The 26,101-nt window shown below is 35.3% G+C and carries 25 protein-coding genes and 2 tRNA genes; 14 read left to right on the top strand and 13 right to left on the bottom strand.

Annotation, left to right across the window (positions count from 1 at the left end; translation table 11 throughout):
* Positions 1–7 precede the first annotated feature (7 nt).
* The 12 genes from BMY39_RS06970 (at position 8) to BMY39_RS06915 (ending at position 9,062) form a co-directional block, all read left to right on the top strand.
* A complete protein-coding gene (locus BMY39_RS06970; RefSeq protein WP_092579139.1) occupies positions 8–856 on the top strand; it encodes a universal stress protein in 849 nt (282 codons plus the stop codon).
* A gap of 15 nt (positions 857–871) precedes the next feature.
* Positions 872–1,723 (top strand): universal stress protein, encoded by an 852-nt coding sequence (locus BMY39_RS06965; RefSeq protein ID WP_092577952.1) that lies wholly within the window; start codon positions 872–874, stop codon positions 1,721–1,723.
* Between the two features lie 3 nt (positions 1,724–1,726).
* Positions 1,727–2,557 carry a universal stress protein gene (locus tag BMY39_RS06960; protein WP_092577950.1) on the top strand — a complete coding sequence of 277 codons (831 nt, stop codon included), beginning with the start codon at positions 1,727–1,729 and terminating at the stop codon, positions 2,555–2,557.
* Between the two features lie 60 nt (positions 2,558–2,617).
* Positions 2,618–3,472, top strand: coding sequence for a universal stress protein (locus tag BMY39_RS06955; protein WP_092577948.1), 855 nt, complete (start codon positions 2,618–2,620; stop codon positions 3,470–3,472).
* Between the two features lie 13 nt (positions 3,473–3,485).
* Positions 3,486–3,905 (top strand): uL23 family ribosomal protein, encoded by a 420-nt coding sequence (locus BMY39_RS06950; RefSeq protein ID WP_092577945.1) that lies wholly within the window; start codon positions 3,486–3,488, stop codon positions 3,903–3,905.
* Positions 3,906–3,928: 23 nt separating this feature from the next.
* Complete coding sequence (locus BMY39_RS06945; protein ID WP_092577940.1) at positions 3,929–4,771, top strand: ATP cone domain-containing protein; 843 nt, start codon at positions 3,929–3,931, stop codon at positions 4,769–4,771.
* 10 nt (positions 4,772–4,781) lie between these two features.
* Positions 4,782–6,155 (top strand): MBL fold metallo-hydrolase RNA specificity domain-containing protein, encoded by a 1,374-nt coding sequence (locus BMY39_RS06940; protein ID WP_092577939.1) that lies wholly within the window; start codon positions 4,782–4,784, stop codon positions 6,153–6,155.
* A gap of 10 nt (positions 6,156–6,165) precedes the next feature.
* On the top strand, positions 6,166–6,582 hold the full coding sequence (locus tag BMY39_RS06935; protein ID WP_092577937.1) for a hypothetical protein: 417 nt from the start codon (positions 6,166–6,168) through the stop codon (positions 6,580–6,582).
* A 118-nt stretch (positions 6,583–6,700) separates the two neighbouring features.
* A complete protein-coding gene (locus tag BMY39_RS06930; protein WP_092577935.1) occupies positions 6,701–7,222 on the top strand; it encodes an Hsp20/alpha crystallin family protein in 522 nt (173 codons plus the stop codon).
* A 68-nt stretch (positions 7,223–7,290) separates the two neighbouring features.
* The gene (locus BMY39_RS06925) at positions 7,291–7,734 is read left to right on the top strand and encodes a hypothetical protein (RefSeq protein WP_092577933.1); all 444 of its coding nucleotides are present in this window, start codon (positions 7,291–7,293) and stop codon (positions 7,732–7,734) included.
* 13 nt (positions 7,735–7,747) lie between these two features.
* A complete protein-coding gene (locus BMY39_RS06920; protein ID WP_092579137.1) occupies positions 7,748–8,413 on the top strand; it encodes a hypothetical protein in 666 nt (221 codons plus the stop codon).
* Complete coding sequence (locus BMY39_RS06915) at positions 8,397–9,062, top strand: hypothetical protein (protein WP_092577931.1); 666 nt, start codon at positions 8,397–8,399, stop codon at positions 9,060–9,062. The genes BMY39_RS06920 and BMY39_RS06915 overlap by 17 nt, the downstream gene beginning before the upstream one ends.
* A gap of 49 nt (positions 9,063–9,111) precedes the next feature.
* On the opposite strand, the gene BMY39_RS06910 is transcribed toward BMY39_RS06915, so the two are convergent.
* From BMY39_RS06910 to BMY39_RS06855, 12 genes are all read right to left on the bottom strand, one after another.
* Complete coding sequence (locus tag BMY39_RS06910) at positions 9,112–9,975, bottom strand: RnfABCDGE type electron transport complex subunit B (protein WP_092577928.1); 864 nt, start codon at positions 9,973–9,975, stop codon at positions 9,112–9,114.
* Between the two features lie 39 nt (positions 9,976–10,014).
* Entirely contained in the window at positions 10,015–10,872 is an 858-nt protein-coding gene (locus tag BMY39_RS06905; RefSeq protein WP_092577926.1) for a ferredoxin reductase domain-containing protein, read from the bottom strand.
* Positions 10,873–10,900: 28 nt separating this feature from the next.
* Positions 10,901–11,107 carry a hypothetical protein gene (locus tag BMY39_RS06900; protein ID WP_092577923.1) on the bottom strand — a complete coding sequence of 69 codons (207 nt, stop codon included), beginning with the start codon at positions 11,105–11,107 and terminating at the stop codon, positions 10,901–10,903.
* Positions 11,108–11,118: 11 nt separating this feature from the next.
* On the bottom strand, positions 11,119–11,700 hold the full coding sequence (locus BMY39_RS06895; RefSeq protein WP_092577920.1) for an electron transport complex protein RnfA: 582 nt from the start codon (positions 11,698–11,700) through the stop codon (positions 11,119–11,121).
* Positions 11,697–12,329: an electron transport complex subunit RsxE gene (gene rsxE / locus BMY39_RS06890; protein ID WP_092577918.1), complete on the bottom strand. Its 633-nt coding sequence runs from the start codon at positions 12,327–12,329 to the stop codon at positions 11,697–11,699. The genes BMY39_RS06895 and rsxE overlap by 4 nt, the downstream gene beginning before the upstream one ends.
* Positions 12,319–13,020 carry an RnfABCDGE type electron transport complex subunit G gene (locus tag BMY39_RS06885; RefSeq protein ID WP_092577916.1) on the bottom strand — a complete coding sequence of 234 codons (702 nt, stop codon included), beginning with the start codon at positions 13,018–13,020 and terminating at the stop codon, positions 12,319–12,321. The genes rsxE and BMY39_RS06885 overlap by 11 nt, the downstream gene beginning before the upstream one ends.
* The gene (locus BMY39_RS06880; RefSeq protein WP_092577914.1) at positions 13,017–14,036 is read right to left on the bottom strand and encodes an RnfABCDGE type electron transport complex subunit D; all 1,020 of its coding nucleotides are present in this window, start codon (positions 14,034–14,036) and stop codon (positions 13,017–13,019) included. The genes BMY39_RS06885 and BMY39_RS06880 overlap by 4 nt, the downstream gene beginning before the upstream one ends.
* Positions 14,029–15,387, bottom strand: coding sequence for an electron transport complex subunit RsxC (gene rsxC / locus BMY39_RS06875; protein ID WP_092577912.1), 1,359 nt, complete (start codon positions 15,385–15,387; stop codon positions 14,029–14,031). Before rsxC ends, BMY39_RS06880 begins: the two co-directional genes overlap by 8 nt.
* 15 nt (positions 15,388–15,402) lie before the next feature.
* Positions 15,403–20,346: a 2-oxoacid:acceptor oxidoreductase family protein gene (locus BMY39_RS06870; RefSeq protein WP_177176563.1), complete on the bottom strand. Its 4,944-nt coding sequence runs from the start codon at positions 20,344–20,346 to the stop codon at positions 15,403–15,405.
* A gap of 720 nt (positions 20,347–21,066) precedes the next feature.
* Positions 21,067–21,141: transfer RNA gene (locus BMY39_RS06865), tRNA-Pro, on the bottom strand.
* A gap of 81 nt (positions 21,142–21,222) precedes the next feature.
* Positions 21,223–21,306: transfer RNA gene (locus BMY39_RS06860), tRNA-Ser, on the bottom strand.
* A 95-nt stretch (positions 21,307–21,401) separates the two neighbouring features.
* Positions 21,402–23,453 carry an HD family phosphohydrolase gene (locus tag BMY39_RS06855; protein ID WP_092577910.1) on the bottom strand — a complete coding sequence of 684 codons (2,052 nt, stop codon included), beginning with the start codon at positions 23,451–23,453 and terminating at the stop codon, positions 21,402–21,404.
* Positions 23,454–23,579: 126 nt separating this feature from the next.
* Between BMY39_RS06855 and BMY39_RS06850 the strand changes: the two genes are divergently transcribed.
* Together BMY39_RS06850 and BMY39_RS06845 are read left to right on the top strand one after the other, a co-directional pair.
* Entirely contained in the window at positions 23,580–24,758 is a 1,179-nt protein-coding gene (locus BMY39_RS06850; protein WP_092577908.1) for an acetyl-CoA C-acyltransferase, read from the top strand.
* Positions 24,759–24,767: 9 nt separating this feature from the next.
* Positions 24,768–25,517, top strand: a complete 750-nt coding sequence (locus tag BMY39_RS06845) for a C40 family peptidase (protein ID WP_092577906.1) — start codon at positions 24,768–24,770, stop codon at positions 25,515–25,517.
* A 43-nt stretch (positions 25,518–25,560) separates the two neighbouring features.
* Here BMY39_RS06845 and BMY39_RS06840 read toward each other — a convergent pair whose 3' ends face one another.
* Positions 25,561–26,043: an ABC transporter ATPase gene (locus tag BMY39_RS06840; RefSeq protein ID WP_092577904.1), complete on the bottom strand. Its 483-nt coding sequence runs from the start codon at positions 26,041–26,043 to the stop codon at positions 25,561–25,563.
* Positions 26,044–26,101: the final 58 nt, after the last annotated feature.

The raw sequence follows: 26,101 nt of genomic DNA, 5'->3' as shown, positions 1-26,101 counted from the left end.
TATGGCCATGAGAAAAATATTGATTCCTACCGATTTCTCTAAAAATGCTATGAACGCTATACAATACGCTACTGAGTTATTTAAATACGAGGTAAGCGAATTTTACATCATGCATGCTTTCCAAAATGAGATTTATTCTGATGAGGTTATACTAAATAGGGAAACATTAGATGAAGTTACTAATGCAGTTCACAAAACATCACTTAGTGAACTTAAAAAGATTAAATCGTCCATTGAGAGCGACAAATCCAACCCCAAACACACATTTAATATTATTTCTGCCAATAATTTGCTTTTAGATGAAGCAGATAAAATTGTGGATAAACATAATATCGACGTCATAGTTATGGGCACCAGAGGAAAAACCAACGACAAAAACATCACCTTTGGCAGTAACACATTACAGGTTTTAAAATATGTGCAATGTCCTGTATTGTCTATACCCCAAAATTATAAATATACACAACCCAAGCATATTCTTTTTCCAACCAACTACATGATACCTTATAAAAGACGAGAACTAAAGCTACTTTGCGAAATGGCCTCTTCTTACAGATCTACGATAGACATGCTTTATATTTCAAAAAGTAGCACACTGTCTCGTAGACAGCAAGAAAATATGGATTTTATTAAGGCAGAGCTCTATAAAACCAATGTGAATTTTAAAATAGAAAGCAGTAATCACATTATTAATTCAATATATAAGTACATCAAGGAAAAAGATATAGATATGCTTGTAATGGTAAACACAACACATTCTTTTTTAGAAAATATCCTTTTTCAATCTCCTCTGGATGAGTTGAGTTTAAACCTGGATATTCCATTTTTATCCTTACAGAATTTGAAACGCAAATAGATAAAATTTAACACCATGAAAAAAATACTTCTTCCTACCGATTTTTCCGATAATTCTTGGTGTGCCATAACGTATGCGCTACAACTTTTTAAGAATGAAACATGTACGTTTTACCTTTTAAACACATACACGCCAGCAATTTATCATGTAGAATATGTGTTGGTAGAGCCGGCACAATTCGGAATATATGATGCCGTTAAAGAGAATTCTCTTAAACAACTTGACGATTTTAAAACTAACATCCAAAAAGAATTTAATAACCCAAAACACACTATAGAAACCATTGCAGCTTTTAATACTCTTGTTTCTGAAATAAAGGATATTGTTCAAGAGAAAGTTATTGATTTTATAATAATGGGAACAAAAGGCGCTACTGGCGCGAAAGAGATTTTATTCGGGTCAAACACTGTACATATTTTTAAAAATGTAAAGTGCCCCATAATAGCAATTCCAGATGGTTTTAGTTTTGAAAAACCACATGAGGTTTTGTTTCCTACAGACTATGAGATCCATTACCAAGAGCATCACTTAAAACCTATTTTTGATGTGATTTCTCTTTACAATACCAGAATAAATATATTGAATGTTTCGTATGGTTATGATTTGTCTGAAGCTCAAAAAGCCCACAAACAAATTTTGGAAAAAAGCTTTGAGAAAACGGCACATATATTTCATAGCGTGCGTAATCAGAATGTCTCAACAGCCATCACAAATTTTCAGCTTAAAGCTAAAATTAACTTGTTGATTATGATAAATAATAAACATTCATTTTTTGAAAATCTGTTTTTTAAATCAAGAATCAATCAAATAGGATTTCATTTAGATATCCCATTCTTAGTTATTCCATCTATAACGGCTAAAACTTAAATAATGAAACGTCATATTTTAATTCCTACCGATTTTTCAGCTAACTCATGGGGTTCCATAGGTTACGGATTGAAACTTTTTAAAGATGAGGAGTGTTCATTTTATCTTTTAAATGCTACAACATTAAAGGCATCTGCAATGTCTAATCTTTCAAATAAATTGTTAAAAACAATGAAAGCCAATGCTCTAAAGGAGTTAGAGGAAATGAAAGATATTGTAGAAAACAATAATGCCAATGCAAATCATGATTTTGAAATAATACTAAGTGGCGAAGAGTTAAACAAGGCTATAAAAACTGCTATTAAAAAATGCAATATTGATTTGATTATTATGGGTACAAAAGGCGCTACCGGTGCTAAAGAGATTTTCTTTGGCAGCAATACGGTGCGTATTGTAAACGACATAAAAGATTGCCCGATATTAATAGTTCCTGAAGATTACAATTTTGTAGTGCCGAAGCAAATAGCGTTTCCCACAGATTTTAATAGATTTTATAACGATAACGACATACAGCCCTTGAAAGAATTTGCAGATTTATACAACTCTAAAATAAGAATTGTACACATCAATGAAGAGGAAGAGCTTAACGATGTACAAGAGTATAATTTAGAAGTATTACAAGAGCATTTAATAGATTATGAGCACAGTTTGCATTGGATGCCAAAGTATGCTAAAAAATCTAAAGAGATAAATGATTTTATTGAAGAATTAGAAATAGACATGCTCGCTATGGTAAATTATGAGCGTAGTTTTATTGAAAAAATAATACGCGAACCCATTATTAAAAAAATAGGTTTTAGGCCTATTGTGCCTTTTGTGGTAATACCAGAATAGGTTTAAGGGAAATTATTACGCTATTAGTTGTAAGTTAAATTAGAGAATTAGCAAAATATCATGAAACGTAAAATACTATTCCCGACAGATTTTTCCAAGAACGCGTGGCATGCCATTACCTATGCCTTAGAATTATATAAAAAAGAACAGTGCGAATTTTATATCCTTAATGTCTTTAGCGCTACATCTAATATTATGGAATCGTTAATGAACATGCAACCTGGTAGCGAAATGTATGAAACCGTAAAATTAGATTCTGAAAATGGGTTGGCTAAAGTTTTAGATATGATTGCTTTAAGAGATTATAAAAACCCAAAACACCATTTCACAACGATTTCTACGTTTAACAGTATTGTTGAGGGTATAAAAACCATAGTTGAAGCAAAAGACATAGAAATGGTGGTTATGGGTACAAAAGGCAAAACAGCCTCCAGAAATAAAATATTTGGTACAGTAGCAATAGAGGTTATGGAAAAAATAAGGCATTGCCCCGTAATTGTAGTACCAGAAACAGCTAAACTTGAACTACCAAAGGAAATTGTTTTCCCCACCGGCTATAAAACGCCATTTAAAAGAAGAGAATTAAATCATCTAATCGATTTAGCAAAAAAGTGTGATGCGTCAATTAAAGTATTGCATGTTTCAAAAACTACAGCACTTAGTCAAAAACAACAAAACCACAAAAAACTGCTTGAAGAGTATTTAAAAAATACAAACCATACCTTCCATACCCTAAGTCAAATGGATATACCTACTGCGATTAATTGTTTTGTAGAAAGTAGAGAAAGCGATATGGTGGCTTTTATCAATAAAAAGCATCTGTTTTTTGGTAGCATATTATCGCATCCATTAGTAAAAGTAATTGGCTATAATACTAAAATACCACTATTGGTAATGCACGATTTAAAAAATTAAACAACTCATTAAAATGAAAACAGGTGTATGGCTGGATAAAAAAAAGGCTATTATAGTTACAATCCATAACGGAAAAACAAGTGTAAGTACCCTATTGTCTAACATAGAAGATTTTCGAATTCATGGCGGCTCAGGCACACGATTAAAAGGAGGGCCTCAAGATGTGGTTCAAGACAGCAAATATTTAGAACGCGAAAAACATCAGCTTAAAAGATATTTCGAGGCAATAATCCTAGAAATTCAAAAAGCAAATGCCATAGTATTGTTTGGCCCTGCGGAAGCCTGTTCCAAATTATATAAGTATATGGGAAAGCGCTATAAAGATTTAAGTGAAAACGTAAAAGATGTCGTAAAATCGGATAGTATGACCAAACCCCAGATTAAATCTTGGGTTGAAACCTTTTTTAAAGTCAATAGTATATATAGTTCTTAAATGACATTTGAAAGCATCAAAAGATGGAAACGAATTCTATAGAAATCATTAAAACATCCGGGAAAAAAGTAAAATTTTCTTTGGATAAATTAAAGTCATCTTTAAAACGCACGGGTGCAGATAGCAAAACCATAAATAGCATTATAAATAAAGTTAGGGACGAATTATATCATGGTATTTCAACAAAAGAAATCTATAACAGGGCATTTGCCCTTCTTAAGAAGCAAAAAAGTTATTTAGCTTCAAAATACAAACTTAAGAAAGCCATTTATGAGTTGGGACCCACAGGATTTCCGTTTGAACGTTTCATTAGTGCTATTTTACATTATTCTGGTTATAAAACCGAAGTGGGTAAGTTTTTACAAGGCCATTGTGTAGAACACGAAATAGATATTCTAGCACAAAAAGACAACGAAGCTATTGTTGTTGAGTGTAAATTTCATAATGAAGAAGGACTTAATTGCAACGTTAAAATCCCACTATACATACACTCGCGCTACAATGATGTAAAATCTCAATGGAACGGAAGCGCAAAAAACAAACCAATGCTTACAAAAGGGTGGGTTGTAACAAATACACGGTTCACCAAAGATGCGCTTCAATACGGCACATGTGTAGACCTGTATTTACTAAGTTGGGACCATCCTAAAAATAATGGGTTAAAAGACAGGATAGATCGCCTAGGGTTATATCCAATTACAGTGTCAACATTGCTAACCAATAGAGAAAAACAATTTTTGTTAAGTAGAGATGTGGTTTTATGCAGAGAATTAATAGGCGATGCTTTTTATCTAGACCATTTAGGAGTTTCTGAAACGAGAAAGGAAAGAATTTTGAACGAGATAAAAATGTTATGTAACACTTAAAAAAGCACTTATGGAAAACTTTGCCAGAATTAATTTTTTGGGAGCTGCTGGTGTTGTTACAGGCTCTAAATTTCTGATAGAAACTTCAGAAAAAAATATATTGGTAGACTGTGGCATGTTTCAAGGTCTAAAAGAGTTACGCGAACTTAATTGGAGCAATCTACCTATTGATGTAAAGCGTGTTGATGTGGTGTTGCTAACGCATGGGCATTTAGATCATGTTGGTTATTTACCCAGGCTTCTAAAGCAAGGCTTCGCTGGTAAAATTATAGGTACTGCTCCTACTCTAGCCATTGCCGAAATTATTTTAAAAGACAGTGCCAAAATCCATGAAGAAGAAGCTAAAAAGGCGAATAAGGAAAAATACACTAAACATAATCCTGCGTTGCCATTTTACACCAAGTACGAAGCAGAAAAAACGGTAAATAGATTTCAAGTAGAAATGCCTAATAAATGGATTTTACTTTCAGAAAACATCTCGTATCGTTTTCAGTATAATGGGCATATTATAGGTGCTACGTTTATTGAATTGGATATAAACGGAAAACGGTTTGTCTTTTCAGGAGACGTTGGCAGGCCAAACGATTATTTATTAGAAGATCCTAAAAAACCTGAATGGGCCGATATTTTATGTATTGAAAGCACTTACGGCAATAAATTGCACCCAAAACAAGATATTGAAGCTGTTCTAACAGAACTAATTAAGGAAACCATACATAAAAAAGGAAACTTAATCATCCCGAGTTTTGCCGTAGAACGTTTACAAACACTCATGTATTTACTCTGGAAACTCTATAAAAAGAATAAAATACCAAACATCCCTATTTTTATAGATAGCCCTATGGGCAATAATGTTTTAGAAGTGTTTCAGCGTTTCCCCAAGTGGCACAAATTATCTATGGCAGATTATAATGCCATGTGCAACCATATAAATATTATAGAATCTTATAGAGAAACTTGGGAAACTATTGATGATAAAAGAAGTAAAATAATTATTGCGGGAAGTGGCATGGTAACTGGCGGTCGTGTATTAACCTATTTGCAGCAACTTATAGACGAACCTTCAACAACAGTGTTACTGGTAGGGTATCAAGCCGAGGGTACAAGAGGAAGGCAGTTACAGGAAGGCGCTCATGAAGTACGCTTTTTTGGTAAATATTATCCCGTAAAAGCAACCATTAAGCATATAGAAAGTTTATCGGCGCATGCCGACCAAAACGAGCTACTAAACTGGATGAGCAACATTAAGAATATTCCAGAACAGGTGTTTTTAGTTCATGGTGAGCCAATGGCTTTAGATGCTTTTCGTTCTAAAATAAAAAACCTTTTTGGTTGGAATGTAACCATACCAAAACTCACCGATATTGAAAAAGTAATGCTTTAATAAAAAGACTATGGAAACACTAGAAACGTATAAAAGCTTCAATCGCGATAAATCGTTTGAAGAATTACAGTATAATACAGCAAGCGCTATTGCTAAGCTTGAAAATTTAAAATTCGAACTAGATTTTTTAAATATTTTACTGGATAGGGCCATTTTTAAGCCCAATATAATGAACCTGTATGAAAGACTTACTGCGTTTAAACATGAGATAAATACAGCGAATAAAAACACCGATACCCTACTTACCGCATTGAAATCACATGCGCATCATATTCAAAATAAAATGGAATGTGATGACTTGGCCTGCGACACTTTTTTTACAAGAAAACATGATGAGATGGAACACCAACAGTTTAAGCATCACAGCGAAATTAACAATCTAAAATTTAGGTTGTTTCAGTATCTAGAAAGTGTGATAACAGACTAAATAATTTTAAAAAAATACTTTACATCGAAGCTAACAGACTGATATATATCATTGTAGAAACTTATATAAGTAAATATATTTAGTAATAAAAAATAAGTTTAACCTAAAAATATGTATCATGGCTACATTAACAAAACGCAGAAGAAAAAGAAATGGTTTGTTGCCATTTGAGAACCAATTATTAACTCCATGGAGCAACAATTTGTTGAGACCTTGGGGTGGTAGATTATTCCCTTCTAACTTAAATGATATCGTAAGGTTTGATGATATTTTTAAGGATGATTTCTTTGAGGACGATAGTTTGATGCCTGCTGTAAATGTAAAAGAACACAAAGATGATTTTGAAATAGAATTAGCAGCTCCAGGATTTAATAAAAAAGATTTTGAAGTAACTATTGAAGATGATGTTTTACATGTTAGCGGACAAAAAGAACTAGAAAAAGAAGAAAGTGAAGATGAGTATTCTAGACAGGAATTTAGTTATAAATCTTTTAAAAGATCAATGATGCTTCCACCTTCAGTGGATTTAAATCAAGACGTAAAAGCAACTTACAAAAACGGTATTTTAAAAGTGAAATTACTTAAAAGAGAAGAAGCAAATCTAGAAGAGCCTGCTAAAAAAGTCATTAAAATTGATTAATTAATCTCCCTCGGGCAGAAAGCGTTATGCTTATAATGTAACGCTTTCTGCTCTTCAAATTTTAAATCATGGAAGCAAAAAAAATAAATAAAAAATACGTGGCGTGGTTAAGTACTGAGACCATGCATAACGCCTCAAAAAAATGGTTGTCTGAACTAGAATTCGCAAAGGACGAACAACTGTTTTTTAACGATTTAATAAAATCATACACACTTCAGCTTATCGATTCTAAACATTTTAATAAGAGTAAAGATTTAGTAACCCAATTGAGTAAGGTTGAAAAACAGACTAATGAATTAATAGAAACTGTTAAGGAACATGAAAGAGAACTTACCATAATGGTAGATGGCATTAACCAAATAGAATTAGAAAAGGCATACAAAGAAAAACATAGTAAGCTCATTATTTCTATTGGTGAGTTTCTAAACAATTACAGAACCTTAAAACGAGAATTATTTACCATGGTTAAAGGTGTTATTAAAGACAAAAAACAAAAAAAACTACTCCAATAATCAGGCTAGTAAAATGAAAGTAATATCTATAACATTAGTATGTTTACTGTTATTTAGTTGTTCTTCGGCTGAATTGGTTGACTATTGGAAAAACCCAGATATACTATCCTATAGTCCGAACAAAGTTTTGTTGGTTGGTATGACTTCGAACCTTGAAGCTAGACAAAAATTCGAAAAACAATTACAGGATGAACTTGCGTTAAGGGGTATCACATCTGTGATGAGTTTAAACTTTTTTGAACCGACATTTGTAGTTGAAAAAAAGACTGAAGAAGAATTGAAAAGCCTTGAAGCAAAACTTATTAATGATGGCTTTGATACTATTTTGTTTACCAAAGTTATTGGTGTTGAAGATAAAATTCAATACAAAAAAGATTTTGATGATTTTGATGCAACATACAAGAAGTTTAATGAAGATTACTTGAAACATCAAGACGCTTATTATAATCCAGATTATTACGAAGAATATACTGTTTACCATACCGAAACATCCATGTACTGTATTTGCCCTACCAAAGACAAAGAACTTATCTGGAAGGGTTATATAGATATTATGGATCCACAAAATGTTGTTGAAAGCGTAAACGATTATGTAAGGCTTGTTATAGTAGTTTTAGAAGAACAGCAACTTATAAGTCCAATGTTTTTAGAGCATAATCTAAATGAAAACGCTATTTAATTATTTACTAATAATAACCAATAATGTATTTATCTTTATTTTAATGGTAATAGCACTAAGCTGTTCTTCAACAAAATTAAATACAACTTGGAAAAATCCTGATTTCCAAACATTTATTCCTGAAAAAATATTGGTTGTTGGTGTGACACAAAATTATGACGCCCGTAAAACTTATGAATTTCAGTTGGTCAAAGCCTTGAATTCCAGAAACATAAAAGCTTTACAAAGTTCTGTAGTTTTTGAAAAATCATTTGTTGATTCTAAGCAAACGGAGAAAGATATCAAAAATCAAGTAGATAAACTGCTGTCTAATGGTTATGATACCGTACTGGTATCCTTAGTTAAAGGTATTGACAAAAATGAATCGTATGCAACCGATTCTCCAAAAACTGATTATCATCTAAGAAAATTTATCGGATACTATTTGGCATATCAAGATGCCTATTTTAAACAGGATTATTATAACAAGTATAAGGTTTACAATATTGAAACCTCTATTTACAATTTAAAAAAAGATACTAACGAATCCTTGATATGGAGAGCCACTTTCGATTTAATTGATCCTGAAAATAATGCTGATGTGATTGATTCGCACGTAAAAAAATTGGTTAAGGCCTTGGAAAAGGACAATATTATCTCAAGACGCTAATTTTCCAAGCTTTGTAATACTCATTAATTAAAATTAAGTTGCAATACTTCTATGTATTCCCTATGGATCTGGCGCCCTTTCTAACAATTTTTCTACTTTCTTTTCCTTTAATTACTACTCCGCTATCCTCTAACCATACAATAGCTCCTGTAGGGCATCGTTGAATAGGTTTTTTAGTTTTATGATTATCAGCATAATTAATTACAGGTAAATTATTTTCCATAGTAATCAATTCTCCAGCATCCATGGCGCATTTACCACATGCGGTGCACCCTACTTGGCAATCTTCAAGTACAGCCTCGCCGTGTTCAAGGTTTTTGCAAGCCACCCAAAGTTTGTGGCTTATGGGTTGAATAGAAAATAAATCTTTGGGACAAGCTTCCACACAATCACCGCATGCTGTACATTTCTCTATATCTACTATTGGTAAACCATGTTCGTTCATTGTAATGGCATCAAAATCGCAAACAACTTCACAGTCACCATGCCCTAAACACCCCCAAAAACAGCCTTTACCGCCACCCGAGACCAGAGTTGCTGCCTGACAGCTTTCAATTCCAACATATTGGGCACGATTGATAGCAACGTTGGTTCCACCGGCACAAGCGAGACGCGCCACTTGCTTTTCTTCTGCACCCAAAGCAACACCTAGAAATTCTGCTATTGATTGCCTACCTTCATCTGTACTAACCGTACATTTACCAGGTAATGTATTTTCATGAACCAATGCTTCAGCAAACGGTCGGCAACCTGGATACCCGCATGCCCCACAATTTGCATGGGGCAACATGTCTTCAACCTGCTCAATACGAGGATCTTCATAGACATAGAGCTTTTTGTTCGCAACAATAAGCATTATGGCTAGAAGCAAGGTTAATCCTCCAAGTGCGGCAATCGCAGTAATGATAGACATATTAATTCATAAATTAATTAAACAAAATGATTCTAAACCTTAAAAAATAATTTCAGCCCATTTTCTACCCGCAATAAGTTCGGCTTTACGCAGTTTCCATTTTTCTTCTGATCCCAAAATTTTAGAAAATGATGTATTGAGTTTGCTAAGTATGTTTGCATATCCTGCTACATACACATAGGTATTAGATTTTGAAAGCAACTCCTTTAATTCGGTAGCTTGTTCCTCAAGTGCCTTTTCTATCTCAATAGAATCCGCCCAATGTGGCCTGTCGCTCAATGCGTGAAATGCTTCAAATGTATCTTTATCATAATAGTTGGTAAGATCACCGTCTTTATCATTTAAATACAGCAGTTCTAAACCACTACGAGCACCATAAAATAACCGGATTTTACCTTCCCAATTATTCACGTTTTTATAAATATGTTTAATAAAGGCACGGAAAGGCGCAATACCTGTACCCATGCCAATAAGTATCATATTAGCGGTAGTATCTTCCGGAACTCTAAAAGGTAGCTGAAAAGGACCGGTTACAGTGATTTCATCACCTTTTTTCCGATCACATAAATAATTTGAAGCAATACCTTTATATTCTTCACCATTGAAATCATCAATATACGAGCAGCGCTTTACTAACATGGTAATTTTTGGATTACCGTTAATTCGAGATGGCAAGTCAGCAACACTATAAAGCCTATGATGATGTGTGTTGCCAAAATCGCCTGTAGCTTTCACTAATACTCCAAAGCTTTGATCTACTTCGCATTCAAACTCTGAATCTTTTACTTCTAGTATAATTTCACGCACTTCTTCGCTGTCTTGCGGAGTTAACCGTGATGTATCTTTTACGACCGCCTTATAGCGTTTTTCGGTATCGAAATCTGATAAATGTGCCATGTGTTTTTATTTTTTTGTTATTTTTTATTCAATACATTTTAGGATTTATTTTCCCTTCCTCTTTTCGCTTACAAACTGTGGTACAGCCGCAATTGGAGCAGTTTCTTCTACCTGCCAAAACATCATCATGGGTATATTCCTCTCTAAAAACCTTTTTCCAAAGCGTTTGTATAAGTACCCAAGCCACTGCTATACTTACTATAAAACCAATTCCTATGATAAGCGATTTAACCATTTGTTATTTTTTTATGCACCCAAACCTGCAAAGCCCATAAAGCATAATGACAAAATACCTGCTATAAACAGTGTTAGTGCAGTTCCTTTTGAAATTTTTGGGACTTCAGCGAAATCTAATTGTTCTCTTAATCCAGCTATTAATACCAGTGCTAATGTAAATCCCGCACCAGCACCAAGCGCATATATTATACTTTCTAAAAAACCGTAATCTTTATTTGTTTGAAATAATGCCACACCTAAAATGGCACAATTCGTTGTAATTAGTGGCAGAAATATCCCAAGAGACCTAAATAATGCGGGACTTATCTTCTTGATGAACATTTCAACTAACTGCACAGTTGAAGCAATAACAACAATATAGCTAATTAGTTGTAGAAAGGGCGCGCCAATGCTTATTAAAAAAGCGTGAATTCCATAAGCACACATAGAACTGATAAGCATTACAAACATTACAGCTCCACCCATTTTCGTGGCAGTTTCCATTTTTCCAGATACACCTAAAAACGGACAAATCCCTAAGAAATACGCCAAAACAAAATTGTTGACCAAACATGCATTTAGAAAAATAGTGCCTAAAGATTCTGTATTCATGATTTTTCTTTTTTTGTTTGTATCCCATTAATTATAAGTAGCCAGATTGCCAGTGTAAAAAATCCACCAGCAGGTAAAATCATTACTATCCAACTTTGAAAGCCATCAGGAAAAAGGGCTATATTAAATATTGAGCCATTACCAAGTATTTCTCTTACGGCCCCTAGGCAAAACAGTGCAAACGTAAACCCTAAGCCCATTCCCAAAGCGTCAAAAATAGATTTCCAAACAGTGTTTTTTGAGGCAAATGCCTCTGCTCTACTCAAAATCAAACAGTTTACCACGATTAGGGATATGAATGCACCTAAGCTTTTGTGCAACTCAACACTAATGGCTTGAATGGCGTAATCAGTTACCGTAACAAAAGTGGCGATGATAAGAATATACGATGCAATACGCACTTGTTTAGGAACAAAATTTCTTAGCAAGGAGACTAAAATATTCGACATCAATAAAACAAAAGCGGTAGCTAACCCCATGGCTAGTGCGTTTTCTGCCGTATTAGAAACAGCTAATACCGGACACATTCCCAATACTTGTACAAATACAGGATTGTCTCGCCACAAACCCTTAATAAACTCATCAGTAGTGGTTACCTTTTGTTTTGATGAAGCATTATCATTGCTCATTGCTTTCCTTTGGTTTTTGATTATTCTTATTATAATGATTGTATAAAATTGGAACTAATTCTGATGTACTTGTTCCTATAATAGTTCCTATAGCTCTTGAAGAAATTGTGGCTCCGGTAATACCATCAATTTCCCATGGGTTTTGTTTCTCGCCTTGTTTTACGGTAATTACCTTGTTCTTTAGTTTTCCATTTTTGGATAAACTCACGTCAAGTGCTTTAAAATTGTTGAGGAAATGTGCCTCTTTTTCAATTTTATCACCAAGCCCAGGAGTTTCCTTACTTTCTAAAACTTGAAATCCAATAAGTATTTCCTTATCTGGCTTGTATCCGTAAAGTATTCTTATAATATCTGCGTAACCTTGGCCTGACGCTTCAATGGCATATCCAATAATATTACTATTTTTATCATATCCGGCATATATAGCTGTTTCAGTATTATCCCCTTCTTTCATTTTAAATAATTCCCCATTTGCATCTATTCCAAATGCTTGGGTAGTAACAGTTCCTGGTAGCACTTCAAAAATCGCCTTTTCTAAAGCTTCTGCCTTTAATCGCTGTACACGAGGTAATGTTAATTCAAAAGTTGTTACTATAAGCAAGGCGCTTATGATACCAATACCCACCATTGCCAACAACATTTTTTTACTACTGGCAAGGTTTTGTGTTTTCATGTTAGCAACTTCACTCATATGGCTTTTATTTTTCGTTTGGTTCCATACACCCGATTTTTAATAATCGAATCTATATGTGGTGAAATAGCGTTAGCTAGTAATATGGAATACATAACCCCTTCTGACAAACCACCCCAAATTCTGATAATAATAGTTAGAACACCAATAATGCCCCCATAAATCCACAAACCAAGTGGTGTAATTGGAGATGAAACCATATCAGTTGCCATATATACCGCACCAAGCATCAATCCTCCAGATAAAAGCATAAAAACAGGTGATGGATATAGTTCACTATTTAATAAATACAATACGCCACTTAATAAAAAGGCACTTAATAATACTGCTACTGGAATTCTCCAAGACATCATATTTCTTGCAATTAAATAGATACCACCCAAAGCAATAATTATGGCACAGGTTTCTCCTGTAGAACCACTTATCTGACCAAAGGCCAATTCTGCTGTTGATGTTGTTATGCCATCAAATTTAAAAGCCGAAAGTGGGGTCGCTCCTGAGACAGCATCATATTGAGGTTCCATAAATGGCCATGTAAGTATGGATTCTGAAATCGTTGAGAATCGGTTGGTTAGAAATGCAGGGTGCCATGTGGTAATCGCCACTGGAAAGGCGGCCTGCAAAACGGCTCTGGCCACAAGTGCTGGATTAAATACATTGTAGCCCAACCCTCCAAAAATATATTTACCCAATGCAATCCCGATAACACCACCTACAAAAGCCATCCATAACGGAAAACTTGGAGGTAAAGAAAGCCCCAATAGTAACCCTGTAATTACCGCTGAATAATCATTAACAGTAGTTTCTTTTTTGGAAATTTTACACAAAAAATGCTCGGTTAATACACTGGCAAAAGTTGCCGTAAATATGACAAGTAGCGCATTTAAACCAAAAGAATACACAGAGAAAAATACAACTGGCAATAATGCCCATACTACATTTTTCATGATGTCTTCTGTACTTCGCCCTTTAACTATATGGGGCGATGAGCTAATATCTAAGGTTTTTTTAAGCATCTATTTTTTCCTTTTTGTTAGCTTCACGCTTTCTTACAATTCGTTTTGCCAATCGAAAATACTGCACAAGTGGAATATGGGATGGACATACATAGGTGCACGATCCACATTCAAAACAATCCATAAGATTAAAATCTGAAGCCATTTCATTATAAGCTTCAAACTTGGCCAATATGCCTAATTTTGATGGATTTAATAATATTGGACAAGCATCTAAACAAGCTCCACATTTAATACAGGGATATACTTTAGGCGTTCTATAAACATCTTTATTGGTAAATACTAGAATTCCCGAAGTGCCCTTTACTATTGATATGTCGAGATTTGAAACGGCTACTCCCATCATTGGGCCACCCATATAAACTTCACTGATGTCTTCATCAACGCCCACTTGTTCAAGAACAAAGCGTAAAGGCGTGCCTATTGGAATAGTATAATTTCCTTTCTTTTTTACCCCAGGACCCGCAATGGTAATAACGCGCTCCTGAATACCTTGACCATGAGGCAATAATCTCCCTATCTCTGCAGTTGTTGCAACATTTACAACAACAACACCAACTTCTATAGGAAGCTTTCCTGATGGAATTTCTTTACCCAAAATGGCAGTGACCAACATTTTTTCTGCACCCTGTGGATATTTTACTGGGAGTACTTTTACGGTAACAGGTAAACCTTTAGGGATATGCTTTTTCAAATGATCAGCGGCATCTTGCTTATTAGCTTCAATACCAATAACAACTTTTTGTGTACCTGTAGCCTTCAATAAATATTTAATACCTGTAAAAATATCTTTTTCCTGTTCGAGCATAACTCGGTGGTCGGTTGTCAAATAAGGTTCACATTCAATACCATTAATAATCAAAGTGTCGCATTTTTTTCCATCAGGAACTTTCAATTTTACATGTGTTGGAAATGCTGCACCGCCAAGTCCTACGATACCAGCATCCTGAATGCCTTGTAAAATTTCTTCAGATGTAGCTGTATCAGGGTCAATTGGCTTTCCTTCAAGTACTTCCTGAGTTGAAAAAGGAAATGCTTCAAGGAAGATACCGGCAGACATTTTACCAGAAATAGTTGGGACATTGGCAATTTTTCGAATAGTCCCAGAAACTGGAGCATGCATAGGTACAGAAACATAACCACCTGCTTTTGCCAATAATTGCCCCCGATGTACTTCCTGACCCTCCCTCACAATGATTTGCGAAGGTGCACCAATATGTTGCGCCATTGGCAAAATAATGACTGGAGAAAAAGGAAATTGCTTTATAGCCAAACTACGAGTTTCGTCCTTGCTCTCAGGCGGATGGATACCATGTTTAAAAGTATCTTTATGAAAATTAAAAAATGCCATTATGCCATTTGTATATTAATTATACTTTTCACCTCGGCTTATCCATTTTTCCATATCCTTTGCCAATTGGTCAGCTGGTAATCCTGGATGAATAACACCAGCTGTACATTTTTCAGCAGCTTTAACCAGGTCTTCATAAGGTCCTGCCTTTGGGTTTTTTATGAATGCCTTATTGTCTTCGTTGTAAGCAAAAATATTTGGGTTAAGCTTAATGCACTCATCACACGAAGTACACTCGTCTGTTTCCAACCATGGCGCCATGTATTCTCCGTTTGAAGGCTTTTCTTCTACTGAAATCTCACCATTTGTTGCTGGTTTTTCCATTGCCATTTTAAGAATACCATCACCATTTCCACCGGCCAGTTTCATTAACCCTTGTGCTATATTTCCAACCACCTCGTTTCTTATTTTTTCTTCAAGGTTTTCTTCCTCTGGCTTTTCTGCTTCTACTCCGGCAATATCACGCAGCATTAACCAAAAATCGCGTCGTTCTTCGCATGAATCAACAATCGGTTTTGCTACCAAAACGCGGTTGAGCTTTTGATTTCTATCTACCGCCCAGATATAAGGGAATTTACCTTCACGTTCACTGTCATTCAATTCTAAAAATTCTGCCAATAGCATCATATTTTCATTCCACGCATTACGAGGCACTTTTCTAAAGTGTTTTCTAAATCTCGCTTCTGTTAATGCAAAGTCTGCAAACGTCATTGGTAATGTCATACTTTGTTCCTGACCATATTCTAGATATTTCAAATTATATGTTGGCCAAATTTGATCTAGTGCAGGGTTACCGGATAAGTCAAAAGCCTCTTTGGCTTTTATACCATTATCTGGATTGTACTTAAAAATTGGGTACGCTCTAGATTCTACAGCAAGTTTTGCCTGATGCACTCCTAAATCGTCGCCTACACCATGTTCAGGTTGGCACGTAGTATATAGATTGAAAAGCGCAGGGCGTTTCGTCATTAAACCATCAATAAACCCTTCAATCATTTGGCTTGTATTAGCTAATGTGCCTTGTAAAACGTAGGTGTTTCTGTGCGCCATTGCAATAAGACCAATCTCTTTTCTAGGTTCACTTTTACCTTTCCATACCTTACCGTATTGTGCCATGTCTGAAACCTGACCGATAAATCCTGAAGTACAAGCTTGCCCGCCTGTATTGGAATATACTTGCGTATCAACAACGATTACTTTTATTGGTTTTCCTGATGCCATTAAACGTGATAGATTTTGAAACCCTATATCGTACATGGCGCCATCACCGCCAAGTGCTACCACTGGCGGACAAAGTAGCCATTCCTCATCCGTAAATTGCTGCCAGTTGAAATACGTAAAGAATTCATCATGCTCGCTGGCATCGTATTTGCCTTCAAGTTCCAATTCTGCTTTACGAATAGCTCTAAAGCCATCTGCCATTTTAGCCATATGGCCTTCAAAGATTCCCATTGCCATTGAAGTGGAATCTTGGAATAAGTGGTTTGCCCAAGGGAATGGATACGGGTTAAATGGCCAAGTACTGCCCCAAACGGATGTACAACCCGTAGAGTTAAGCATACCCATATTGGATCTTCCTTTACCTGTGGCTCCATTGGTGTATTTCCACTTTAGCTTTTTTAATTGTGCTAAAAGCTGCGTTACATTACGTAGCCATTCTTGATCAACAGGTTCGCCACCTTGTTCAGATTCCAACCTACGGGTAATTTCAGCCATGGTTAAATCTGAATTTTGCATTTCTGCAACAATTTTAGACATGGTATCAGAATCTGTCAAATTTACCCGATTCATCAATTTAACTTGAATGTGTTTTTCGAGTTTATCCGTCAATTCTTCCAAATGAGCCATGTGTTTTGCAATACGTGGTTGCATGAGAGACTCTACTGTTGCAGTAAAAATATGTACCACTGATTTTTCAGAACAGCCCAAGCAAGCTCCATCGCCACTTGCAAAGTTCAAATAAGCCTCTTTGTTTAATAAAATGGTTTCGAGTGGACCGATTTTTTCCTCGAGGTCATCAATACGATTAAACTTTTGAGGGGTATTTGGTAAGTCTAACCAGAAGTCCCATTCCTTGTTCAACCTAGCAACAGAGCCTTCGGTTTGTGGAATTGTAATAAGTGCTCCGTCATTACAAACTTGCACACATTCCATACAACCTTTGCAGGTAGTTGGATTAATGGTTATACTGAATAACCCTCCACTATGTTCTTCTTTTTTCTCATGTAAATCATAATATGGTCGAGTTAAAGCAAATTTAAATTCTCCCAATTCCTCTTTAAACCAGTCAAATTCTTTTGTTAATTCTTTGCTGTTATCAAACTCGTCTAGGGTTTTATCAATGGCATGATGCATAAAATCATTCACTGTTGCTCCATTTTTTGAGCTTGAAAATAACTTTCTAACATGGCCTTCTAGTTTTCTAACAGCTTTTGGTAAATACTCAACTTTGCCGTGGTTCTTTTTAACCCGTTTTACAATGGTATCAAACACATCAGACACTTCACTTACCAGCCCTGGAATAGCTGTATCTGGACAAACAGTATAACAGTCTCCACAAGCCGTACAATTATTTGGAATCCATTCTGGATGTTCAAACCGAATACCTGTCATATCTCTAAATACAGATGAAACTGCTGGCATAACGCTTAGCCCGATAAACGGGTCGGTAAGGTTATCATTTCCCATACCTCTTAAATAGAAATTGCCTGTTTGTTCCCAAAAACGATGAATATCACTAAGTTTAGATTCACTTTGAGGCATTTCTTTTATCATTCTTGGAATGGGCACACTTTCAGAAACATTACCATTTGTTTTGTTTTTGGTGCTCAATTCCTTGTTGGTAATTTCATGAACTTCATCGAAGCCACGTTTTACTACGCGCATATTATCGTCAACCACACGTTGACCTTTTGAACCGAATTTATGCTGTAATTGATCTTCAATAGCTTTTAAGAGTTTTTCTTCTGAAAGACCAGATTTCTTCATTAGTGGAGAAGCGGCGAAAAATGCCCCTTGAAAAGCAATTCCTTGCATACGTAATTGCAATTCAGTGTCAGTAGCTTCTTCTCTTGCAATTTTAAATCCATCGATATAAAATATATGTATATCATTATCAATTATTATTTTTTGATAATGTTCAGGGATTTCAGCCCAAACCGCTTCTGGAGAATTTTTATCACTCTGAATAATAAAGCTACCTCCTTTTTTAAGTCCTGCAAGAGCATTAGTATGTTTAAACACATTAGGATCGGGCGATAGCACCACATCAACAAAGTAATATTCACAATTTATACGAATGGGTTCAGCCGCAGCGGCTAAATAATATGTGGTAGGTTGCCCTTTTTTCTCCGACCCGTATTTTGGGTTCGCTTTAATATTATATCCAAGTAATTCATACAAGGTCATTGCAAGGTTTTTACCTGTGGTAATGGCACCCCAGCCACCAATAGAGTGGAAACGTACCGTAATGGCATCTTTTGGCATAAGGTTAGGGTTCTCCGACCCCCGAACAGCTAATTCCTTAACCTTTGGATAAGCGTCTTGAATGGTTTCTTGATATGCTTTTTGTTTAGGGGAATTAGGTATTTCCTTAATAAAGTCTATGGACAGATAAAATTGCTTTTTTTGTTTGCCACTAGGCAACATGTTTTCAATTGCTCCAATAATACCTTCTGGTTGCAAGTCTCGGCTTCCCAAACCAAAGGCTCCTGAATAGATAGCAGGAATATCGCCTAAAGTGTAAGAAGTTAATTCAGGGTACGGTTTTTGTTTTTTATTTATACCATTTTCTATACATTTATTTAAAACAGAACGCACTTCGCGAGCAATCGGTGAATCAACAGCCAAAGGTTGGTCTAATCGTTCTAAAATTGTAACTGCTTTTTTACCTTTTAATATTTCTCCTAGCATGTCAGAAGGAAAAGGTCGGAACATCACCAAATCAACTACACCCACTTTAATACCTCGTGTTTCACGTAAATAATCTACAACTACTTCTGCGCTTGGTACCAGACTGCCTTGTCCTAAAATTAAATAATCAGCATCTTCTGCTCGGTACGTCATTACGCGTTGGTAGCGTCTGCCCGTAAGCTCATAGTATTCTTCAAAAGCGCGATCCGTCAGCTTTTCAATGTGATCAAAGAAAAATGGACGTTGTGCAGCAACACTTTGCATGTATGAATCTTGGTTTTGAACGATACCAGCCATCAATGGGTTGTCTACATCCCAAATTTCAGGAATACGGCGACGTGTATCCCCATAAATAATACGTTGCGCAGGTGTTGGCGTTTTTATAATATCGTCAGGCCGTCCTAGGTATTCTTTTATCAATTCACGCTCTGGCAAAAGAAATGATTCTATTAAATGCGTGGTTAAAAACCCATCTTGAGCTATTATTCCAGGTGTAAGTGCTAACTCAGCAATGCGATGTGCAATAATATTAAGGTCTGCTACATGCTGTGCTTTTTTTGCAAACATTTGAAAAAAACCAGTATCATCAACCGCATGGTAATCATCATGACCAGCATGTACATTTAGCGTAGATTTGGTCATTGCACGTGCACCAATATTCAAAACATAAGTAAGACGTTTGCCTACCGCTGCATATAGCGATTCGTGCATATACGCTATACCCTGGCCAGATGAGAAGTTAGCCGCACGCAAACCAGTCATAGATAAACCTGCGGTTACAGCAGCAGCGGCATGTTCACCCTCGGGTTCAATAAATATTAATGGTCTATCTGAAATATTCAAATGTCCTTTAGCAGCTGCATCTGCCCAATACTCACCCATTTGGGTAGAGGGCGTAATTGGATATGCGCCAGCCGCATCTGTAGATTCACGTTCGCACATAATTGCTGCGGTGTTTCCATCTGTGGCAATTGGCTTGCCTGGGTATTTAAAGGTTTTTGACTTGCTTTTCTTTTCTGTTTTTTTCTGAAATATGGACGTGCTCATGAGATGAGAAATTTTGATGTTCTTTTTTCGTAATACTTAATAAATTAATTCATTAGTGTAAATTATTAAATCGATACACTGTGATAATTAATTATATATGATATACTTATATCTTCTGTAAATGTTATTGACTAAAAATCAAATCATTACATTAACTTCAGATGGTTTTGCTTTTTAAGTAAAGCTTCTTTTTTTCCTCTTCAATGAACACCGCTTATTTAGAAGCTGCTTTTTAATATTTCGAATCGTTCTAAAAGAATTATAAATTCAAAATAATACTGATGTTAAAGCTACATGAATAGAAGGTCTTATAATATGACTTTTGTCATTAAAAATAATTATGAGCTATTAATAATCGTTTTAAACTAAAATGTGTAGCGTACTGAATTAAATTCACCTACATAAAAATATAGGTTAAACCATACTCTAAAATGAACAGGAGACTTAAATGAAATTTATTGTTTAAAAGTATTAGCAGAGGAAAATAACTGGAAATATTGCACTTACGTGTATTTGAGTTTTAGCCAGCAATTATTAGTTCGTGAAGACAAAACTAAAAATCGCTTATAAAAGGTTTATACTTAATTTAATATATGAGGGTTGTATGCGCAACTACAGGCACATCCATAAAAAGGTTTATATAAGGCTGGATATACTCAATAAAAAAACCTGAAAATCATAAGATTAACAGGTTTTTGGTAACAATTGATTGTTATATTGTCGGGGTGGCAGGATTCGAACCTGCGACCTCCGCGTCCCAAACGCGGCGCGATAACCGGGCTACGCTACACCCCGGGCTGAGCGTTTAAAAAATGTCTAGTAGACATTTTTAGCGAAAGAGCCAGCTGGCGCGCTGGAATTTCTAAACAACCCTTGCGGAGAGACCGGGATTCGAACCCGGGCAACACTTACGCGTTGACAGATTAGCAATCTGCTCCATTACCACTCTGGCACCTCTCCTATTCTTTAAAGAACTTTCGCAACCTAAAATTGCGGATGCAAATGTAATTTAAACATTATAAGAACGCAACTATTTATTTATATTTTTAAAAAATTTATTCTGGATATTCTATCCTTAAATGGTAAATATTTGCAAGCTTGTGTTTTAGCACTTTCTTTATAGATTGAATTTCCTTAAATGTAATATTTGCATTTAAAAATTGTTCCTCCTCAATCTGTTTATTGATAATGTTCTCAACAAAAGCATCTATTTTAGTAGAAGTAGGTTTTTTTAAGCTTTTTGATGCTGCTTCTACACTGTCGCACATCATTAAAATTGCTGTTTCTTTACTAAAAGGTTTAGGTCCCGGATATCTGAACAAATTTGGATCAATATCCTTATCCATTTCCTTAGCTTTCATATAAAAATAATACACAGTACTAGTGCCGTGATGTGTTCTAATAAAATCTATCACCCGGTCTGGTAAATTATTCTTTTTTGCTATTTCAATACCGTTAATCACATGGTCCGTTATAATCCTTGCGCTTTCTTTTGATGAAAGCTCATCATGTGGATTGATTCCTGTAGACTGATTTTCTATAAAATAGTTTGGAGTAATCATCTTACCAATATCATGATATAATGCCCCAACCCGAACTAACATGGCATTGGCTCCAATTTCATTAGCCGAAGCTTCGGCTAAATTTGCTACATTTAGGGAATGATGAAATGTTCCAGGAGCCACGTTAGACAACTCTTTTAAAAGTTTTGTATTCGTATCTGAAAGTTCTAATAAAGACACATCAGAAACCAAACCGAATAACTTCTCGTAGGCATAAATAAGCGGTTGCACAAAAAGTGTTGCAAGTCCACATAATATAAAGAGTAAAAATGTATTCCAATCAATAGTTTCAATACTACCTTCATGAATTACGAAAAACGCAAAATATGCCACAATATAAATTAAGGTAATTTGCCCTACGGAAATAAATAAATTTGCCCGTTTGTATAATTCTGAAACTGTTAAAATTGTTACAATTCCTGCAAGTATTTGTAAAAACATATACTCGTAGCTATTGGGTACTATCGAGCCTAATAACAGAACGGTGATAACATGTGCAAACATGCCTAATCGCGCATCAAAAAAGGCTTTTAGAACAAGCGGTAACACACAAATGGGAACTACATAAAGATATTCAGAATTATAATTAACTACTAGAGTGGTAATAAATACCATCAATAGAATATTGAAGAAAATAAATGTAACTTTTGTATTGTTCTCGAAAACTTCTATTCTATATTTTCTTAAGAATAATAGTAGCATTAATAATGCAAGTGCCACCAGTAAGGTATAAGCGAATAAAATCCAATTGTAGTTAGCTTCACTCCAAACCTGGGATTCATATTCAGACTGTAGCGATTTTAATTTTTGAAACTTATCACCTTCAACTACTTCTCCTTTTGAAATGATTAGCGTACCTCGTTCCACGCTACCTCTAGTATAGGATATTTTGTTCAGTTCGTTTTGGAGTACCTTTTCAGTAAACGATTTATTATACGTCAGGTTTGGCTCCACAACATCAAAAAATAAGGATGTAAACTTAGAATTGTAGTCTTGTATCCCTTCTGCCTTTAGCTTCTTTTCGATAAATGCTTTCACATCATCTTGCGCTACGAGATCGCCGTAAACGGCATTTTGCTTTTTTACATTACCGCTAAGTATTTCAACTATTCTATCGTTCTCAAAAGTATAGGTATCGGTAAGCACGCCATAATTGTATAAAGCTTGTAAAACTGCCTTTCCTTTTGTTTTCAGCTTTACTTTTTCAGATTTTGAAATAAGCGAATCTGCAAACGTATTATCAAATACATTGTCATAAGCATTTAATGCGTTTTCTGTAACGGCTTCATCAACATCAAAATATATAGGTGCTTGGTCTTCAATAGCTTCCTTCTCATTTTTAATCTCTTCTTCCGCTTTCTTTATTGCAAAATCGAAAGGCGCATATAGGTTTTCAGATTGCCATGGCTTACCTCGTTCAAAACTATATTTAAACTTTCCACTTTTTGGAAATAAATACACAATTAAAAACGTAGTACATACAAACAATAGAGCCTTGTAAATCAATGAATGATTTCTGTAGAGCTTATTTATAAAGTCTTTCATGTAAAGATTATATATTTTCAAATGTAATAAATTTAGGGGTTATCAAGAATCTTATAATCTAATTAATCCTTATCCTATCTGTCAAAAAATGATTATTTTCGCCTTAGCTAATTTTAAATTTTCATTATGAACTCAGAAGTTGTTATTGTCTCCGCAGCAAGAACGCCAATAGGCAGTTTTTTAGGTGCATTATCAACGGTACCAGCTACTAAATTAGGTTCGGTTGCCATTAAGGGTGCGTTAGATAAAATTAATTTGAAACCAGAAATGGTTGATGAAGTTGTTATGGGTAATGTTGTTCAAGCAGGAAATGGTCAAGCACCAGCTAGACAAGCTGCATTGGGCGCAGGCATACCCAATAGTGTTCCATGTACAACCATTAATAAAGTTTGTGCCTCTGGTATGAAAGCTGTAATGCACGGTGTACAAGCCATTCGCTTAGGAGATGCAGAAATTGTTGTGGCCGGTGGTATGGAGAATATGAGTTTAATTCCGCACTATTTATATGCTAGAACCGGTACTAAGTTTGGCCCAAATACATTAATTGATGGTTTGCAACGCGACGGATTGGTTGATGCCTACGATCAAAATGCTATGGGCGTATGTGCTGATGCTTGTGCTAATGAATATGCGTTTTCTCGTGACGACCAAGATGCTTATGCCATTCAGTCTTACAAGCGTTCTTCTGAGGCATGGAGCTCTGGAAAGTTTAAAAATGAGGTTATTCCTGTAGAAGTACCACAACGTCGCGGTGAACCTCTAATTGTTGATACAGATGAAGAATTTACCAAAGTAAAACTTGATAAAATCCCTAGTTTACGTCCTGCATTTACAAAAGAGGGTACTGTAACTGCGGCTAATGCCTCTACCATTAATGATGGTGCTGGGGCTGTAGTGTTAATGAGTAAAGCGAAAGCTGAAGCACTTGGGTTGGATATTTTGGCAACAATAAAAAGCTATGCCGATGCTGCACAAGAACCAGAATGGTTTACAACCGCCCCTGCCAAAGCATTGCCTAAAGCACTTGCCAAAGCTGGTATATCGCAAGATGATGTAGATTATTTTGAGTTTAATGAAGCCTTTTCGGTTGTAGCATTAGCTAACATGAAAATATTAGGATTAAAGGACCATAACGTAAATGTAAATGGTGGTGCCGTTTCTTTAGGACATCCATTGGGATGTTCTGGTGTTAGAATTATAATTACACTACTCAATGTTCTAGAACAAAACAATGCCAAAATTGGTGCGGCAGCTATTTGCAATGGCGGAGGCGGCGCTTCTGCTATGGTTATTGAACGCAACTAAACTAAGTGAATGCAATACGGAATTTGTAATTTAAGTATCGTTCCTTTAAGATTTGAGGCCTCTGATAAAAGTGAATTAGTATCACAAGTCTTGTATGGCGAATGGTTTAAAGTGATTGAAAAACGAAAAAATTGGAGTAAAATCCGATTGGCTTTTGATAAATATGAAGGCTGGATTGATAATAAGCAGTATTTGGAAATTGAAGCCGAAGATTACAATCAACTTGATACACAAACCCCTAAACTTTCTAAGGATTTGGTAGAATTTGTGCAAGATGAAAACCAACAACTTTATCCTATTCAATTAGGTGCTACCCTAAATGGCTTATCTATTTTAAAACATACGTTTGATGGTCACCTTATTGAAGGCGTGATTCATAAGAGTAACATTGTAGAAACTGCTTTTTTATATTTAAATAGCCCATATCTATGGGGTGGAAAAACACCATTTGGCATTGATTGTTCCGGTTTTACACAAATGGTATATAAATTGAATGGTTACAGGCTACTGCGCGATGCGTCTCAACAAGCTACGCAAGGTGAAGCCCTAAGCTTTATAGAGGAAAGTGAACCTGGAGATTTAGCTTTCTTTGACAATTCTGATGGTGATATCATTCACGTAGGTATTATTATGAAAGATAATTATATCATACACGCTCACGGCAAAGTAAGGGTAGATCGTCTAGATCATTCTGGAATTTATAATGTGGATAGAAAGCTTCATACGCATAAGTTGCGGGTGATTAAGAAGGTGGTTTAGAATAGCTTGTTTGAGGGTTTTCGTATGCGCTGAATGACAAAAATTACAAAAACCTAGCATGCCAACTTTCACTTGCAGGGACTTCCCAATTCTCCTTAAATTCAGCAATGTTATTCACTAGATTATTAAAAACTATGGTATTTTTTGAAACCGCACGTTGTTTTGCCATCTTTTTAAATTCTACTAATGGCTTATAAGCGATGAATTCTCCTTGTTTGTAAGATACATTCATTTTATCCATTAAATCAACATTATACTCTTTTTCTAACTGCTGAATAAAATGTACAGAGGCATCAATGGAACAGCCTGTGGCTACATTTAAGTTTTGATTTAAACCTAACACTATAAATCGCTTGTATTTAATAAGGTAGCCTGCTTGCAAGTCGCTACCGTGTGCTGTCCAGTTTTCAATAAAAACATTTAACTTATCTTCTATTTCAGCAATTTCTTCTGAAGTTAAAGACCGGTTGGCTTGATATATCCAAACTCTTGATTCTTCTGGTAATGTGTTAAAATCTACTAACATTATATGTATTTACGATTTTGGAATGTCGATTTATGATTTAAAAAACGCTTCGACTGCG

It is taken from the genome of Hyunsoonleella jejuensis (assembly GCF_900111025.1).
GTDB classification, from domain to species: domain Bacteria; phylum Bacteroidota; class Bacteroidia; order Flavobacteriales; family Flavobacteriaceae; genus Jejuia; species Jejuia jejuensis.
This window is presented reverse-complemented; position numbering and strand designations above follow the sequence as displayed.

Excerpts from the sequence above, each read along its gene's own strand:
- BMY39_RS06970 (WP_092579139.1), top strand. The coding sequence starts at position 8 with ATGAGAAAAATATTGATTCCTACCGATTTCTCTAAAAATGCTATGAAC.
- BMY39_RS06965 (WP_092577952.1), top strand. The coding sequence starts at position 872 with ATGAAAAAAATACTTCTTCCTACCGATTTTTCCGATAATTCTTGGTGT.
- BMY39_RS06960 (WP_092577950.1), top strand. The coding sequence starts at position 1,727 with ATGAAACGTCATATTTTAATTCCTACCGATTTTTCAGCTAACTCATGG.
- BMY39_RS06955 (WP_092577948.1), top strand. The coding sequence starts at position 2,618 with ATGAAACGTAAAATACTATTCCCGACAGATTTTTCCAAGAACGCGTGG.
- BMY39_RS06950 (WP_092577945.1), top strand. The coding sequence starts at position 3,486 with ATGAAAACAGGTGTATGGCTGGATAAAAAAAAGGCTATTATAGTTACA.
- BMY39_RS06945 (WP_092577940.1), top strand. The coding sequence starts at position 3,929 with ATGGAAACGAATTCTATAGAAATCATTAAAACATCCGGGAAAAAAGTA.
- BMY39_RS06940 (WP_092577939.1), top strand. The coding sequence starts at position 4,782 with ATGGAAAACTTTGCCAGAATTAATTTTTTGGGAGCTGCTGGTGTTGTT.
- BMY39_RS06935 (WP_092577937.1), top strand. The coding sequence starts at position 6,166 with ATGGAAACACTAGAAACGTATAAAAGCTTCAATCGCGATAAATCGTTT.
- BMY39_RS06930 (WP_092577935.1), top strand. The coding sequence starts at position 6,701 with ATGGCTACATTAACAAAACGCAGAAGAAAAAGAAATGGTTTGTTGCCA.
- BMY39_RS06925 (WP_092577933.1), top strand. The coding sequence starts at position 7,291 with ATGGAAGCAAAAAAAATAAATAAAAAATACGTGGCGTGGTTAAGTACT.
- BMY39_RS06920 (WP_092579137.1), top strand. The coding sequence starts at position 7,748 with ATGAAAGTAATATCTATAACATTAGTATGTTTACTGTTATTTAGTTGT.
- BMY39_RS06915 (WP_092577931.1), top strand. The coding sequence starts at position 8,397 with ATGAAAACGCTATTTAATTATTTACTAATAATAACCAATAATGTATTT.
- BMY39_RS06910 (WP_092577928.1), bottom strand. The coding sequence starts at position 9,975 with ATGTCTATCATTACTGCGATTGCCGCACTTGGAGGATTAACCTTGCTT.
- BMY39_RS06905 (WP_092577926.1), bottom strand. The coding sequence starts at position 10,872 with ATGGCACATTTATCAGATTTCGATACCGAAAAACGCTATAAGGCGGTC.
- BMY39_RS06900 (WP_092577923.1), bottom strand. The coding sequence starts at position 11,107 with ATGGTTAAATCGCTTATCATAGGAATTGGTTTTATAGTAAGTATAGCA.
- BMY39_RS06895 (WP_092577920.1), bottom strand. The coding sequence starts at position 11,700 with ATGAATACAGAATCTTTAGGCACTATTTTTCTAAATGCATGTTTGGTC.
- rsxE (WP_092577918.1), bottom strand. The coding sequence starts at position 12,329 with ATGAGCAATGATAATGCTTCATCAAAACAAAAGGTAACCACTACTGAT.
- BMY39_RS06885 (WP_092577916.1), bottom strand. The coding sequence starts at position 13,020 with ATGAGTGAAGTTGCTAACATGAAAACACAAAACCTTGCCAGTAGTAAA.
- BMY39_RS06880 (WP_092577914.1), bottom strand. The coding sequence starts at position 14,036 with ATGCTTAAAAAAACCTTAGATATTAGCTCATCGCCCCATATAGTTAAA.
- rsxC (WP_092577912.1), bottom strand. The coding sequence starts at position 15,387 with ATGGCATTTTTTAATTTTCATAAAGATACTTTTAAACATGGTATCCAT.
- BMY39_RS06870 (WP_177176563.1), bottom strand. The coding sequence starts at position 20,346 with ATGAGCACGTCCATATTTCAGAAAAAAACAGAAAAGAAAAGCAAGTCA.
- BMY39_RS06855 (WP_092577910.1), bottom strand. The coding sequence starts at position 23,453 with ATGAAAGACTTTATAAATAAGCTCTACAGAAATCATTCATTGATTTAC.
- BMY39_RS06850 (WP_092577908.1), top strand. The coding sequence starts at position 23,580 with ATGAACTCAGAAGTTGTTATTGTCTCCGCAGCAAGAACGCCAATAGGC.
- BMY39_RS06845 (WP_092577906.1), top strand. The coding sequence starts at position 24,768 with ATGCAATACGGAATTTGTAATTTAAGTATCGTTCCTTTAAGATTTGAG.
- BMY39_RS06840 (WP_092577904.1), bottom strand. The coding sequence starts at position 26,043 with ATGTTAGTAGATTTTAACACATTACCAGAAGAATCAAGAGTTTGGATA.